Source organism: Scytonema hankhaensis NUACC26, from assembly GCF_045865695.1.
GTDB lineage: Bacteria > Cyanobacteriota > Cyanobacteriia > Cyanobacteriales > Nostocaceae > Scytonema.
Window position 1 is genome coordinate 1 of the sequence record NZ_BAACAP010000225.1, and the last position, 15,640, is coordinate 15,640.

The 15,640-nt window shown below is 42.1% G+C and carries 13 protein-coding genes; 6 read left to right on the forward strand and 7 right to left on the reverse strand.

Annotated elements, in window-relative coordinates:
• Positions 1–81: 81 nt before the first annotated feature.
• The 6 genes from ACKTT2_RS32350 to ACKTT2_RS32375 form a co-directional block, all read right to left on the reverse strand.
• Positions 82–687 carry a vWA domain-containing protein gene (locus ACKTT2_RS32350; RefSeq protein WP_038077531.1) on the reverse strand — a complete coding sequence of 202 codons (606 nt, stop codon included), beginning with the start codon at positions 685–687 and terminating at the stop codon, positions 82–84.
• Positions 688–1,141: 454 nt separating this feature from the next.
• Positions 1,142–1,747, reverse strand: a complete 606-nt coding sequence (locus ACKTT2_RS32355) for a vWA domain-containing protein (RefSeq protein ID WP_407894638.1) — start codon at positions 1,745–1,747, stop codon at positions 1,142–1,144.
• A gap of 281 nt (positions 1,748–2,028) precedes the next feature.
• Complete coding sequence (locus tag ACKTT2_RS32360) at positions 2,029–3,342, reverse strand: cupin domain-containing protein (RefSeq protein WP_407894481.1); 1,314 nt, start codon at positions 3,340–3,342, stop codon at positions 2,029–2,031.
• 18 nt (positions 3,343–3,360) lie between these two features.
• Complete coding sequence (locus ACKTT2_RS32365; protein WP_407894483.1) at positions 3,361–4,494, reverse strand: cupin domain-containing protein; 1,134 nt, start codon at positions 4,492–4,494, stop codon at positions 3,361–3,363.
• A gap of 4 nt (positions 4,495–4,498) precedes the next feature.
• Positions 4,499–6,331: a GMC family oxidoreductase gene (locus ACKTT2_RS32370; RefSeq protein WP_407894485.1), complete on the reverse strand. Its 1,833-nt coding sequence runs from the start codon at positions 6,329–6,331 to the stop codon at positions 4,499–4,501.
• Positions 6,332–6,345: 14 nt separating this feature from the next.
• Positions 6,346–7,419, reverse strand: a complete 1,074-nt coding sequence (locus ACKTT2_RS32375; protein WP_407894487.1) for a gluconate 2-dehydrogenase subunit 3 family protein — start codon at positions 7,417–7,419, stop codon at positions 6,346–6,348.
• 549 nt (positions 7,420–7,968) lie between these two features.
• Here ACKTT2_RS32375 and ACKTT2_RS32380 point away from each other — a divergent pair.
• The 3 genes from ACKTT2_RS32380 (at position 7,969) to ACKTT2_RS32390 (ending at position 13,781) form a co-directional block, all read left to right on the forward strand.
• Positions 7,969–12,552 carry an nSTAND1 domain-containing NTPase gene (locus ACKTT2_RS32380; RefSeq protein ID WP_407894488.1) on the forward strand — a complete coding sequence of 1,528 codons (4,584 nt, stop codon included), beginning with the start codon at positions 7,969–7,971 and terminating at the stop codon, positions 12,550–12,552.
• 113 nt (positions 12,553–12,665) lie between these two features.
• Positions 12,666–12,875, forward strand: a complete 210-nt coding sequence (locus ACKTT2_RS32385; protein WP_407894489.1) for a hypothetical protein — start codon at positions 12,666–12,668, stop codon at positions 12,873–12,875.
• A 600-nt stretch (positions 12,876–13,475) separates the two neighbouring features.
• A complete protein-coding gene (locus ACKTT2_RS32390; RefSeq protein WP_407894490.1) occupies positions 13,476–13,781 on the forward strand; it encodes a P-II family nitrogen regulator in 306 nt (101 codons plus the stop codon).
• Positions 13,782–13,958: 177 nt separating this feature from the next.
• Here ACKTT2_RS32390 and ACKTT2_RS32395 read toward each other — a convergent pair whose 3' ends face one another.
• Positions 13,959–14,180, reverse strand: coding sequence for a DUF4070 domain-containing protein (locus tag ACKTT2_RS32395; protein WP_407894492.1), 222 nt, complete (start codon positions 14,178–14,180; stop codon positions 13,959–13,961).
• 424 nt (positions 14,181–14,604) lie between these two features.
• Here ACKTT2_RS32395 and ACKTT2_RS32400 point away from each other — a divergent pair, with 424 nt between their 5' ends.
• From ACKTT2_RS32400 to ACKTT2_RS32410, 3 genes are all read left to right on the forward strand, one after another.
• Positions 14,605–14,859, forward strand: coding sequence for an RNA recognition motif domain-containing protein (locus ACKTT2_RS32400; protein WP_407894494.1), 255 nt, complete (start codon positions 14,605–14,607; stop codon positions 14,857–14,859).
• An 81-nt stretch (positions 14,860–14,940) separates the two neighbouring features.
• Positions 14,941–15,087, forward strand: a complete 147-nt coding sequence (locus ACKTT2_RS32405; RefSeq protein WP_407894496.1) for a hypothetical protein — start codon at positions 14,941–14,943, stop codon at positions 15,085–15,087.
• Between the two features lie 156 nt (positions 15,088–15,243).
• Positions 15,244–15,594, forward strand: coding sequence for a hypothetical protein (locus tag ACKTT2_RS32410; protein WP_407894498.1), 351 nt, complete (start codon positions 15,244–15,246; stop codon positions 15,592–15,594).
• Positions 15,595–15,640 lie beyond the last annotated feature (46 nt).

The window sequence follows — 15,640 nt, forward strand, 5'->3', positions numbered from 1 at the left end:
TTCGTAATGCTCTTTTAATTCAGCTAATAATTTATCAATTGAATCCATACATAACACTGGTCACTGGTCACTGGTCAGGTGTCAATCATTTATCGCATTAAGTAATACTTCAGATAAACTCATATCTTCCATATCATCCATGGTAATGGTGTCGCAAATGTCAAACTTTGCACCCGCTCCTTGCAGTTCGTCATCTAGTACTTTTAAAAAACGAGTTGCTTGGGCATCTTTACCCACTTGAATAAAAGAAATTGCTAATTCTTCATCCCGATCCATACGACGAGAAGCTTCAATAATGACCTTCATAACCGCTTTGCGATCGTCCGGTTCGCCATCTGTAACGACTAAAATTGTCTCTCCATTTTCCTTTGTTTGATTGGCACTCTTGCGTTGGAAGTAATTATCAAGGGCGTGTTGCAATACGCCTGCTAAGTCCGTACTCCCAGCGGGATCGTTTTCTTGGAAAATTTGTGTCACCTTGCTGGCTGTCACATTTTCATAACGCTTAAATTTTCCAGAAAACAGATAAACAGTAATACCGTCAGGGTCAAATTGTTCGCATTTAGTTGCTAAAGCAAAGGTAGATTCTTCTGCTGTCGCCCATCGACTTTTTCCCCCTTTTTGGTCTGGGGTTGCCATACTACCACTTTTATCGATAATCAAGGTGTAGTCTCTATTTTGTAACATTTCGTGACTTTCCATAATATTTTTTATTTATTTAGTTATATAGTTATTATATTTTCTTTTTACTGCGCTTGACGACTTCAAGCTTGTCTCCCCGACGCAAAACAGATGTGACTCGATAGTCGGTTCCTGGTTACGAGCGCACATTCAGAGAATTTACTTTTCTTCTAGAAATTACGATATAGCAATCCTATTTGATTTGTAAACACGTAGGATAGGCATTGCCCACCACATAAGTTTTTGGTGGGCAATGCCTATCCTACATGACAGAAAATTGTTTATAAATGATTTAGGATTGCTATAGATCTCTTGTTTGCTATACAATTTAAACTTAATTACATATTGAGTTAGTAAAGCGTAATCTTCGTAAGAATTGGTCATTTTTTTACTGCCCAATCGCCAATCGCCAATCCCCATTGCCCCTTATCCCCAGAGGGGACCCCGAGTTCCCCAATAACTAATCAGTAATCGCATTCATCAAGACATCTGCAAGGCTCATATCTTCTAAATCATCTAGAGTGACAGTATCACAAATATCAAACTTCGCACCAACGCCTTGTAACTGGTCATCCAAAGCTTTCAAAAACTTAGTTGCTTGGGGATCGGAACCTACTTGAATAATAGAAATTCCTAATTCTTCATCGCGATCCATCTTGCGCGTTGCATCGATGATAACTTCAAAAACAGCTTTGCGATCGTCTGGTTCTCCATCGGTGACAACCAAAATGGTTTCTCCATTTGGCTTTGCTTTACCCGCAGCTTTGCGTTGAAAGTAATTTTGAGTGGCATGCAGCAAAACACCTGCTAGATTGGTTGTACCAGCTGGGTCATTTTCCATAAATACCTGAGCCACTTTGGCTGAAGTGACTTCTTCATAGCGTTTGAATTTTCCGGAAAACACGTAAACGGTGATGCCATCGGGATCGAATTGCTCGCATTTTCTGGCTAATGCTAGTGTAGACTCTTGGGCTATATCCCATCTGCTTCTACCACCTGCTTGGTCGGGCGTAGACATACTGCCACTTTTATCTAAGATTAGGGTGTAATCGCGATCGCTCATCATAATTGCCCTTTGATTGTTTTTCCATTGTTCTAGTGTAGTCATTATTGCTTGGGAACTTCCGAATTAAACAATCTCCAAATTTTTTCTTGTAGTCTCCAAATTTTTTCTTGTGGTCTCCAAATTTTTTCTTGTGGTCTCCAAATTTTTTCTTGTGGTCTCCAAATTTTTTCTTGTGGTACGGGCGTCCTCGCCCGTCCTCTGAGGAATGTACGGGCGGGGACGCCCGTACCACAACTATAAACAACTACCACAAGATAGATAATTTATTTTTTAAAAGTTCCTTAATCGTATCCTCCAAAGGAAAATAGAGTCATATCTCGATCTGTGGAATTCATCAACCCGTGAAGATTCCCTGGTTTGAGCAGGGTTATGTATCCGGGACGAAACGTGCGAATTTCAAAACACCTCTCTCTTTGAGGCATTTTACACCAGTCACCCATGACCATAAAACCTTGACCGCTCACTAGGAAAAAGATTTCTTGGTTATCTCTATGGCGATGTAAGCCAATACCGCATCCCGACTTCAGAATATTAAGGTCAACGTAATTGACTGCGAAGAATGGTTCCGAATCACTCCCGTGATTTTTAGAATCGAAGGCGTTGAAACTCCACGGATTCAACAAGCGACCGAGTTCGTTAATTCTGTTACCATTGCCATCAATGTCGCCTAATTTCTGGGATTTTCTACCATAGTTAGATAAGAGGTTGCGATACTCCAAGAAGCCGGGACCGCTGTGGGGACTTGCACTGACACCAGTTTCCAAGTAGTTGTCCCATCCACGAAAAATCATGTTGAATTCGTAGTGGTAGTTTGTCCCGTTTTGAGAATCCCATACTTTTTCGTCAAAGTCTGTCCAACCAAGTTCTATGTGCAGGGGTAAGATTGGATGCATGGTGTTTTTGGGGTCAATATCCTCCACGTGTCGCCCGTTTAATTCGCTACGACGCACGAATGCTGACATATCGCCATGCACTAAGTCGGTACGGACTTGGAGTTCTAGACGCTCAATGGCTTTGCGTCCTTTGGTATCTAATCGATTGAATAAGTCACTACCAGGATAACCCCATAATTCTACTTCATAGCGATCGCTAGCTGGGTTATAAGGTACACTTATCAACGAAGGAGTCGCGACATCTCCTACCTTAATCCAAAGTTTAATTTTTTCACCAAGATTGCGTTCGGCGCTTCGCCGCAGCGCTTCGCTATCGCTTGCAACGGAGAGTTTGGAATCGGGACCGCCTCGATAAGACACTCGCAAAAACGGGAATACAGAGTCTCCCACTCTCACCAAACCGCGAACCAAGAAGGTGTCTGTACTGCGGAAATCTTTGATGTTCTGTTTTTGAAAATCTTCTTTGTTATCCTGTCGGACAGGTTCAACTATGTCTGCTTGATTTCCAGAGGGTCCGTATATACTAAGCCATTCAAAAGGAAACAAATATTGAGCGTGTTCCATTAAGTAAAATTCCCGCTCAACTGCAAGCTGTGCCTGTTCCATCAAGTTCAGCAATTTCTGAAGTGGGTTACCCTGATGGTAGCTAGGTGGATTATTGGGATCGACTTTAACGACAGTATCCGTGTTAACGATAAACATGGGGATTTAAGATAGATTTTATACAGTGTGGTAGAGAAAAGCAACAAACTTCAGTGGTTGAGTGCCAGAGTTACGAATACCATGCATTCCACCACTTTTCGTGAAAACAACACTACCGGATTTTACAGGGATTTCTTTGAAATCTTTTTTACCCAACCCCATAACATCTCGTTCCACTGTTGGGTATTTATCTGTTGCAGGATCGTCTCCAACACGGAGGTAGGCAATTCCTTCACCTTCAGTAATGTAATAAAGTTCTTCAGAACCGATGTGTTGGTGAGTACCCTGTTCTGCTCCAGGAGGAACGATATCTTCATGAAAAGACACCATTGAACCGCCCAGTTCTCGCTGCACTAACCAGCGCGTTTCAGTAATGTTTGTACTTGCCGGATCGAAGTGGTTCATCATAAGATCGCGGTAGCGCACGGGTGCGATGTCTTGAGTTTGTAAGAACCAACCGCGTTGGAAATTGAGGAGGTAATTTTTATCTGAAACAGTATTTTCTGGAGCATTCGGTTCAGGACTACGGGGTTCTTGATGCGTGCTCATGTAGCCGTTGTCCCAAGCAGCATTATCACCAATAGGATAACCCATAGGCAAGTGGCGATCGCTTTCACGAAAAGCTAACTCTACCTTTTTAATGGCTTTGATATCTTGTAAAGCCGGATTAAACTCCCGCACCCTTGTAATTGGTCGGTAGTAACCCATTTGGTCGAGAACTCGGTAGTCATGACTCGTGTTACCGGGTGGTTCGAGAGTTTCCCAAATCTCCACTTGGTAAGCATCAGTCCAATGACAGTAGTGCAGCTTCACTGTGGCTTCAGCAACGTTCTGCAAATTTTCAGGTATTACCTTAATCCAAGCAATCAATTCATCCTCAATAAGCCGCTTTTTCTCTCGCGATTGTTCTACCAAACGACTGCTTTTGTACTCAATTCGTAAGAAGTTGCACAAAAACAGCCCATCCAAGTAAACTTCACCCTTCAAAACGATGATATCTAAATAAGAGCGAACTTCTTGCACGTTGTAACGATACCGCGAGCAACGAGTTGCATTTAGATATTGAGCGTGGTAAATGCGATCCGGGAAAGAGACAACCTTAAAAATTTCGTTCCAAGGGCTAGTGAAAATCTCGTTAAATTTTGGGTCCATAAGACTAAAGCCTCTTCAGTAATTCGTCAGCTACGCGGAAAGAATTTGCTTGGATAGTCAGGGTTGGGTTAGCGCTCCCTGATGTTGGCATGAAAGAACCATCAGTTACATAGAGATTGTCAAAGTCCCAAGCACGGCAATTTGGGTCTAAAACCGAGTCGTTGCGGTCAGTTCCGAAACGCGCTCCACCTAAAATATGATTGGCAATACGTGCAATACCATTTGGTGCTTGATACACTCCGCCATGTCCTTCGACTTGTAACTTCTCACCATTAAGGTCAGCCCCATTTTCCAGCACTTGGCGACAACAGAATGCTAATTCATTCATTAAGAATTGGTCGTGAGGATGCCAAATCTTTCTAATAAACGCAACGGGAAGACCCCATTTATCTTTAATAGAAGGATGAAGTTCAATTCGATTGGTCTTCAAAGGCAATTGGTTTGCCATGAAACTGACAGATAATCCTTTCCCCACCGTGTTGTCCAGAAACTTCGCCAATTGGTCGCCAACTAAAGCTGTATCTTCAATAAAACCTTTCCACAGAGTATCGAGGTCTGTACTGCGGTGAGTTCTAGCAAGGGAGACAGGTAAAGCTCTGTCTGAAGTATTATTGTAGATGGCAGCCCCAGCCCAGAGTCCTCGACTTTTGATAAACTCTTCTGTCGCACAGCAGTCTATTGCCCAGTCAGCATCAAGAGCAATTGATTTATCACTGCGTTTTGGTACGATCGCACTTGCACCGCCGAAACAGTGAGTGAGGAAGTATTTACCGAGGAGGTCATTTTGGTGAATGCGACGACCAAACTCATGAGGGTCATGCAATGCAGAGATTTGTAATAATCGGACTGATTCAATTGCCGAACACGCTACAATAACCAACTTACCTTCTACAAAACGCTCTTTCCCACTCGGATCGACATACACTACGCGATTGACTTTCTCACCTTGACACTCTAAGCGAGCAACAAAACAGTTCGGTCGGATTTCAAAGTTGGGAGAGTTGGCGATAGGGCTTAACAGAGATACCCAAGTATTGGATTTCAGCCCCAAAGGACATCCATAACGGTTGACGTAGCTCGTTTTAATCGTCTCCGGAGCGCTAGGAACTTTACGACCGCTAGGTTCGTGGTCGCGGGTAATCACCGCTAATGGGGTGCGGTAAGGTAGGACTGGTTCTTTGTTTCCCGTAGTTTTGCCCAGCCATTCCATACCTATTTTTGCAGAATTGCTAATGGGGTTTGGTTCTAGAGGTTGTTGATAGTTGTCACTGCTGAAAGGTTTGAGTTGGTTTTGTCGAGTTCCGTTGATCCCCACCAAATGTTCGGCTTTAGCGTAGTATGGTTCCAAATCCTCATAACTAATTGCCCAATCTCGCGCTTCCGTTTGGACATCGCCGTTAGGATCGTTCTTCAAATCGGTACGTCCGGCGTTAAAACTTTGCAAGCGCAAATCGAGAGGGGTAAATCTCAAAGAGACAGCACCATAGAGTTGAGTTCCACCACCCACCACTTGAGCCGTGTATCCTTCAATACTGGCAAATTGGTTCCCCTTGTCTTCATAAATATGAGGTTCGTCATTGATATCAGGCTCTATATGACTCGAATAAAATGCCTCACCCTTATTAACAACATTATGCTTAATGCGTTTTGCTGGTCCGTCAGCAAACAGTTCATCGCGTTTGAAATCACTCAATCCGTCAGGATTTTGATACTGAGGTTTTAACAGTGGACCTTTTTCAAGAATGAGTACAGACTTTCCAGCTTTGACTAATGTGTGAGCGATAGGCGCACCACCCGCACCGCTTCCGATAATGACAACATCAAATTGTGTTTGCATAAACCAATACCTTCTTAACCGTGATAATCGCTATTGACACCGAGGGGTTTTTCAATTGACCTGCGCCAGTCAAACAGGGTTTTTCCATTTTCATCGCGCAATCTTTCCGCCAGATATGCCCAACCAGCAGCACCAACGTTACCGCCGTACTTGGGATGAGCAAAAGCACCCGTGTAGGTGTGACGGCGTAACAATCTGAGGAAGTGGAGGGGACTGCCATATTTATTTTTGTCCCAGCCATTTACGTTGTCCGTTGACATCTCTTTGTATAGTTCAACGTACATCTCGCGAGGCATTTCATTGGGGTCTACGAAAGGATTGCGCTGTCGGAGAACTCGGTCAATTTGTTCGAGGCAAATTTTGTAATCAATGAGATGGTGGTTTTCTTCTCGTGCCAATATGTTGTCGATGAAATTTGTCGCCCCAACAGATTCGTCTAATTTATAGGCGTAGGGTACTTGGGTTTCAGCCTCTTGACGGTCTAAAGAATTGTAATAACGGTTGACAAAGTTTTGTCCTTCTTCTGTACGGAAGGGCAAAATATGTTCGACTAGCCGTTCTAAAAGATCGTATTCCCAATCATCAAAATTGAGCGGTTGAGTGCAAAAATCGGTGAAAAAGCGAGACCATTCTTGACCGTTGTCGAGAATCTTCCGTTGAGGATTAATTGGATCTGGAATTGCTCGACCGTCAATTATGAATTTATATGTATGAACTTCACCTTTTGGGATGAGAACTGATACTGCATAATAGCTTGTCGGTTCTCCTAAAAACTTAATATTTTTTAAAGAAATGTGTTCGTAAAGATTTGCAAAGGTTCCTATGACGGCAACTTGATTTGGAGATGTTGCTCCCTGTTGTTGGTAAACAAATGTCACTCGGTTCCGGTCATAGTATTTCGTGGCATCTATCCCATCGCTATAGGCGTCAATGATGGGAAATCGCCAGGACTCACCGATACGCGAACGCAAATCGTCATCCTGAAACTGACCGAAATTATGGCGGGGGTCTGTATTTGTCCGAGCTAAAAACTTAGTGCAATGGTTGAGTACGTACTGGTCATCTAGTTCTAAGATTTGAACAGACATGACTTGATAAATCCCTAATTAAATTTTATCTTTGTTTAACATTGTCAAAGAACCATTTTGGAATTTCTGGTACTCTCACAATATGTGTTTTATGTGATGCACAGAACTATAGTACAAAGATTTACGCCTTGCCTACGTTTTTTACATCATTATTTATATATGGATGTCAGTACAATCAGCTTATGCAGTTGGGGTTGAAGGGTTGATTTTAAAATAAATCTTAATTTCTTGTGGTACGGGCGTCCTCGCCCGTCACTCATATGTCGAGCGAGCGAGCGCAGCAAATTAGTACAGGAATTACGCTGTTGGAGGGGTCATGCTGAAATAGCTGCACAATAAAACAACGTGTAAAATAATGTAACAATACCAGCCCTGCACAGCTATCTCGAGCGGTCAAAACTCGTGTATTTAACGACTGTTTGCATCAATTTTACGCTTAGTATTGAATAAAGAATAGAGTAGCCTGATTTTCTAGAATCGCATTTAAGGTCTGCTGCATTAATGCTGTGCGTGCGGGAGGAAAAACGATAATCTTTTTGGATAATAACAGTGAAGAAGTTACTTGTTCTGAAGCTAGATGGTGACCTAGAATACTCTGTAAAGGTGACGCTAACAATAGAAGAAGATAATCGCCCTATTACGGAGATCGTTGGAAACTTGCCCTCAAATCCATATCTCGCAGCAGTAATTGACCAGTGGCGGTCTATATATTGCAGTTTAGGAGAATCTACCCGCATAAAATCTGGTAAAGTTACTTACGGCGATCGCATTACCCAGTGGATCGAAGAAGTCCAAAAATCTGACAGTGATTTGCGTAAGCAACTCAATCAATGGCTTCTGTCAGAGTCCTTTCGCCCTATCCGCGACAAATGCCTCCAACAATTCGTCGCGCCCAACGAAGTGCAAGTGCTAGTTCGCACTTCAAATAAGTCTCTGTTGAAACTTCCTTGGCATTTGTGGGATTTGGTTGAGAATTACCCACTAGCTGAAGTGGCTTTGTGTTTGCCAGATTCTCAACCAAGAATCTCAGAAAAAACGCCCGCATTGCAAGAACGTGTCAGAATTTTAGCAATTTTAGGCAATAGTATTGGTATAAATATCCAAAAAGACCGGAATTTGCTAGAAAATCTGCCAAATGCTGAAACAAACTTCCTTGCAGAACCGCAACGTCGGGAGATCAACGAATCTCTTTGGGAGCAACAGTGGGACATCCTATTTTTTGCCGGTCATAGTTTGACAGAGGGCGATCGTGGTCGCATTTACATCAATAAAACGGAAAGCTTAACCATTGCAGAACTCAGGTATGCTTTGAGAAACGCTGTTGACAAAGGGTTGCAGCTGGCAATATTCAACTCCTGCGATGGTATGGGATTAGCCTTTGAGCTACAACAGCTGCATATTCCCCAAATTATTGTTATGCGGGAACCAGTGCTGGATGTTGTGGCACAGCAGTTTTTAACTTATTTCCTCCCGGCGTTTGCTAGTGGTAAGTCTTTCTATTTGGCTCAAAGGGAAGCACGGTTAAAGCTGCATGGACTGGAGAATGAATATCCCAGTGCTAGTTGGTTGCCAGTGATTTTTCAAAATCCTGCCACTGCACCACTTTCTTGGCAAGAATTAGGGCGTCGTCCTACTGACAAATGTCCATATCGCGGTTTGTTCGCCTTCCGAGAGGAGGATGCACCATTTTTCTTCGGACGTGACGCTTTTATCAGTAGGCTGTTGGCAGCCGTTCAAAATCAACCCTTAGTTGCAATTATCGGTTCAAGTGGTAGCGGTAAGTCCTCTGTCGTATTTGCTGGACTTATTCCCGAGCTGCGTCGTGCTGGGAACTATATTGTAGCGTCTTTTCGACCAAGCTCTAGACCCTTTCACGCTCTAGCCAGCACCCTGCTGAATCATTTAGAACCACAAACAAGTGGAGAAGCAAAGCTACAAAAAATCGAAAATTTGGCTGCCCAATTGCAGGCGGCAAATTCTTTACGAGACGTTGCAGGTGATATTGTTAGAAGAAATCCCAGATGCAAGCTACTGTTAGTTGCAGACCAGTTTGAAGAACTTTACGCTTTATCTCAAGACATACAAGAGTGTCAGATTTTTTTAGATAAGCTCTTGGAAGCGATCGCCTACCCATCAAATTTAACTCTTGTTATCACCTTAAGAGCAGATTTTTTAGCACAAGCTCTTTCCTACCGTCCCTTTGCCGATGCCTTACAGCACAGCGATCTGAAGCTGGGTCCCATGAATGCTGAAGAACTACTTGCAGCGATAAAACAACCAGCAGCGCTACTTGGAGTGACGTTAGAGCCGGGACTTGCCGAACGAATTCTGAGTGCGTTCGGCTTCGCCGCGCCCGAAAGGGCGATCGCAACCCAAGCAGGAAATTTACCCTTACTGGAATTCGCTCTGACCCAACTGTGGGAAAAACGAACCGAAACTCTCTTGCAAAATGCAGCTTACAATGAAATTCACGGCGTCGAAGCTGCTGTCGCTGATTATGCTGACCGAGTATACGACAAACTGAATCCAAAGGAAAAAGAACAAGCAAGACGGATTTTCACTCAGTTGGTACATCTTGGAGAAGAAACGAGCGATACTCGACGTCTGGCGACTCGCAAAGAGGTAGGGGAAGAGAACTGGGATTTAGTAACGCGCCTTGCTTCCGAGCGTTTGGTAGTTACAGGATACGATGAGGCAACGGGCAATGAAACTGTGGAAATTGTCCATGAAGCGTTAATTCAAAAGTGGGGACACTTGCGCCAGTGGCTCGAACTAGACCGCGATTTTCGTACCTGGCTGCAAGAACTGCGATCGGCAAGACAGCACTGGGAAAAAAGCGAGCGGGATAAAGATGCGTTGTTAAGAGGTAAAGCTTTGGTTGATGCTGGAGAATGGGTGCAAAAGCGTCCGAAGGAGCTGACTCTAGAGCAAGAATATATACAAGCTAGTTTGGCACTGCAATATAAGGAGCAAAAGAAGCGAGAGCGGATAAAGAGGCGTATTCTAGCTGGTAGCATGGGAGGGACTTTACTTCTGGCAGGGGCTTTGGGATTTGGATGGGTGCAGACAGAAAACCAAAGACAAGAAGCAGAAAAAAATGAGATTAACGCTCTTCGAGTTTCTTCAGAAAATCTTTTACAAGTCAATCAAAATTTTGATGCGTTGATACTTGCTTTAAAAGCGGGGAAAAAACTCAAGCAGGCAGTACGGGCAAACCCTAAATTAGACCAGAAAGAAGTTGTAGGAACACTGCAACAAGCAGTTGATAGCATGAAAGAACTTAACCGCCTAGAAGGACATACCAACTGGGTTTATGGTCTCAGTTTTAGTCCTGATGGTAACGCGATCGCCTCTGCTAGCTTAGATAAAACTATCAGACTCTGGAATCTAGATGGTCGTTTGCTTAGTAAACTTTTGAACCACAAGGAAAAGGTCTATGACATTAGTTTTTGTTACCAAAGAAGGATGTTCGCCACTGCCAGTGAGGATAAAACTGTCAACCTCTGGAATAAAGATGGTACTTTGTATAAAACCCTGAAACACAATTATGGTGTTCTGAAAGTAAGTTTTGCGCGGGACTGTAAAACACTTGTTACTGCTAGTGGAAAGCAGGTTTTACTTTGGAATGTGGATCGAGAAAAGCCTATAATTCTAAAAGAGAATGGTAATTCAGTTAATAGTGTCAGTTTTAGCCCGAATGGTAAGATAATTGCTACTGCTAGTGATAATGACCACATAGTAAGACTTTTGAACTTAAATGGTCAGGAAATTCAAAATTTAAGTGCTCATAAAGACAAGATTTACGATATAATCTTCAGCCCAGATGGTAACACAATTGCCACTGCAAGTTGGGACAAAACAGCTAAGCTTTGGAATCTCGATGGAACTTGGCGTGCAACTCTCACCGGACATACCGACAGAGTTTTTGATGTAAGTTTCAGCCCAGATGGTAACACAATTGCCACTGCTAGTTGGGATAGAACAGTTAAACTTTGGAACCGAGATGGCACTTTACGTATAACTATTAAGCATGGAGATCGGGTTAATAACGTGAGTTTTAGTCCGCAAGGTAACATTATTGCTTCTGGTAGCACTGACAACACCGTTAAACTTTGGAAAATTGATAACAACCAGCTGCCAATTCAGGCACATAGTAAAGCAGTTCGTAGTGTCAGTTTTAACCCAAAATTCGACATGATTGCTACTGCAAGCGAAGATGGAACTACCAAACTTTGGAAACAAAATGGGCATCCACTAAAAACTCTTAAACACTCTTTTGGAGTTAACGGCGTAAGTTTTAGCCCGGATGGCAAGATAATTGCTACTGCTAGTGCTGATAGGACAACTCAATTATGGAACACAGAAGGTAAACAGATTGCAACTCTCAAAGGGCATGGCGATGAGGTTTTCTTTGCCAGTTTTAGTCCAAATGGCAAAACGATCGCGACTGCCAGTGCTGATAAAACTGCAAAACTTTGGAATTGGAATGGTAAGAACATGAAAACTTTCATGGGTCATGGCGAGCGAGTGGTGGATGTCAGTTTTAGTCCAGATGGCAAAATGATTGCGACTGCCAGTGATGACCATACTGCTAAAATCTGGAAGCTGGATGGTACGTTGTGTGCAACCCTAATAGGACACCAAGATGAAGTGAATGGTCTTGATTTTAGTCCAGATGGTAAGACAATTGCGACTGCTAGTGACGACAAAACTGTTAAACTTTGGAAACTGGATAATACTTTATGCCAAACATCAAATAAAACTCTTAATACCGATAAAACCCTTACTGGTCATCAAGAAAGGGTCATTAATGTCAAATTTAGCCCTAATGGCAAGCAAATTGCCTCTGCCAGTTTTGATAAAACTGTCAAACTCTGGGCTTTAAATGGTAATTTAGTGCGTACTTTTCAAGGACATAACGATTGGGTTTGGAGCGTAGATTTTAGCTCGGATGGGCGAAGACTTGCTTCGGCTAGTAACGATACAACTGTTAAATTTTGGAATCTTAACAAAATGGAAACACAAATTTCGGATTTGGATGACTGGTTAAAGAAAGGTTGTTCTCAAGTGAAAGACTACCTTAAAAATAGTAGTAAAAGAGACAAGCACCTTTGCGATGGGATTGGGAGTTAAACCACTCAAACAAGCTGTTGCTTTAGTTAATTTTAGTAGTTTACTTGTTCAAGACTTAAACAAATGAATTTTGAAACTATAGCAATCCTATTTGATTTATAAGATACAGTAGGGTGGGCATTGCCAGCACCCTGCTGAATCATTTAGAACCACAAACAAGTGGAGAAGCAAAGCTACAAAAAATCGAAAATTTGGTTGCTCAATTGCAGGAGGCAAATTCTTTACGGGACAATTCTACCCATGAACTTTTTCCAAATTTTGGTACTTGGTTTATTAATATCTGTTGTGGACAACAGTTTCAAGATGCAGTGTGGCGGCAATAGCCAACTGATTATCAATAAAATTTATTATTGAGAAATTGCCTTTCTACGATGCCCATTAAGCCCTTTATTTTGGTGTGAATATCAATTATACTTCCAAGCCCTTTAAAGCTGACATAGTGCATTCTAGGTGGAGTTAGCTGAAAGCCGTGAAAATCTATACCTATGCTATGCACTCATCTTAACATCGAGCGGATCTAGATTTATACAGATGGAATTCTGTAACAGAAAATAAGCGCTAGCTTTAAATTTGACTATCTTATAGTTCAATTGTATTTTCCCTATTTGTGATTTCTTATTTGTAATTTGGGAAAACACGAGAATTGTGAAGTATAATTAAAATCTATCAACAGCGACGTTTATGACATTAGGTTTGAACGTTGCGAACACTTTTTACAGCGTTGACAGTGGCTACTTTATCAACATTATTGGCGGTTAGTGTGACTACCCAATCGCTGCCATGCAGTAGGGTTGTTGTCAACATGGGAGTTGACCGTTAGCCGACTCAGAAGACGAATCTACATCTTAGGGGTACAAGTTGTAGCGCTTGTTTTCTGAAAAACTTAAGCTTTAAAAGCTAAAACCTATTCTCTGGAGTTCTCCATGTCAAACTTAGTCTCTCCTCTCGAACCCGCCGTCTTAATCAGCATCATTGGGGAAACGGTGCTGAAAGACCGTATTGTCAAGCTACTGAAAAACCATAGTGTAAGCGGCTACACTATTAGTCAAGTTCAGGGTGAGGGCGGACACGGAAGACGCTTGTCAGACTTATCTGGCTACAACACTAATATTGAAATCAAGACCATTGTTTCATTAGAAGTATCTGATGCTATCCTTTCGGCACTGAAAGAGGAGCAGGGTAAGCATGCCTTAATCGCTTTCCGACACAATGTAGAAGCTTTCTATTAATTAACCTTTCTGATTCGGGCAGTTTTGACAAATCTGTTGCTTGAGCAAGTGCCAAGAAAAAAGGCAGCGGTGTTGGAGGACGCAATTGTTGACGACCTTTTAATTTTGAGAGGTTTGATCTGGTGTAACTATTCATTAGTAATTGAAGCCCAACATAAGGCTAAAGCAATCCCTCTTCTAAGCAACTACAGCCTCTGCTTCTACCTCTGTCTTGCTCGCTGACTCTGCCAGAAACTGCGCTAAGTGTTCATTAATCTCCCTTTTGACAATTTGGCGATACTCCACAAAATGCTCGATTTGGGCACAAACTGCCAGATAGCTACTTAAACCGCACCGATTGTAGCGATACATATTCCAAAGATTGCGCCAGAATTGCCAACGGGTTAAACTCCAAATCATTCTGCATGACTCTCTCCTTCTTCTAGAGTTTGTTTGAGTCCTGATAAATTTAGTGAAAATCTTTAAAAGAAAATGTTAATTTTTAAGTGTGATGATTCCTACATTCGCCTGCCTCCTACTTTTGGTAGACAAATAAAAAATAGCCTCCCCAAGTTTGAGTGGAGACGAACGACTTCACATGAGCGGTGCTCCTTTATAAATCCCCTCTAATAACTCCTCCTGTTTTGCCTCTAACTTAGTCAGCCTTTCTTCCGATTGCTTAATGTGCTGACCCATTTTCCCCAGGAGATATTTTTACAACAAGTATTTGGGAATTAGACTATAATTAAGTTATCAGAAATTCTTTTCGGCTATGTGATTGGACTTACTAATAAACTCCTCTCCGAATCGGAATTTCTATATCCTTTGATTCGGGAGATTTTTTATGTCAATTTATGTGAGTAATCTAGCTTCTGATTTTGAAGAAAATGACCTCAGGCAGATATTTTCCGAACATGGTTTTGTTAAGAAAATTCAGGTATATATAAACCAGAAAACTAGCGAAAAGAAAGGATTTGTCGTTGTTGAAATGGAAACGGGTGCTGAAGAAGCAGCAGCAATTCGGGAGCTAAGAGGTACTCAGTGGATGGGACGCTACCTCAAGGTTAATAGAGCTAAAACTGAGTACAGTATTTCATAAATTCGTGTAAATTTAACGACAAGTGAGTCCCACTGTCTTTTGTAAAATCTGTGTCGAACCACAATACAAAGGAGATAAAAAATGCCAGAATTCTTAAATAAATCGAGCGAATTACTAACTCATACTATCACTGATATCAGCCAAGAAAATACAACTATATATACCTGCAATCTACGTGGAGTCATCATAGTTGCCCTTGCTGTTCATACGGTTTACTCCGTCATATAAGTCATGGTGATATTTACTGGCGTTGTAGCCATTGTTATCAAACAATGCCAGTTTGGGACATATCTAAGTGCAGAACTAGCGGAGCTAGTTCTGCTCCTCTGCATGAGTTTCAAGACAAAGATCCATATGAAATTTGGTAACTGAGCCAGAAAACTAATGCTTGACTTTAACACCTTAACTGAATTCTCAAGCACTTACTGTATTGGCATTTGTGCCTTTTTAATTCCAGTGAACCTGCTTGCTACCTCATCAACAATAATTTTTACACTGTTGGGTCGTCCGGCTATTCATATCTGGCAAACTGCTCTCATTGCCAGTATCTTTGCTTTATTGATGATACTGCATGTATTTGCTTGGTTTATGATGGGAGTAGTTATGGCTCCCACGTATATTTTATTAGGGCTAGGAAGCGTCTGTCTGTTTGCCAATTTAGGCACAGTTCTCAAGAGACAAACGTGCGATTTTTTTTGGGGGATCTGGGCAAAGTGCTGGGAAACTAAGCACTGAATGCCAGAGTAGAGCAAGCCCAAACTGCCGCAACGCCGACTCTTGT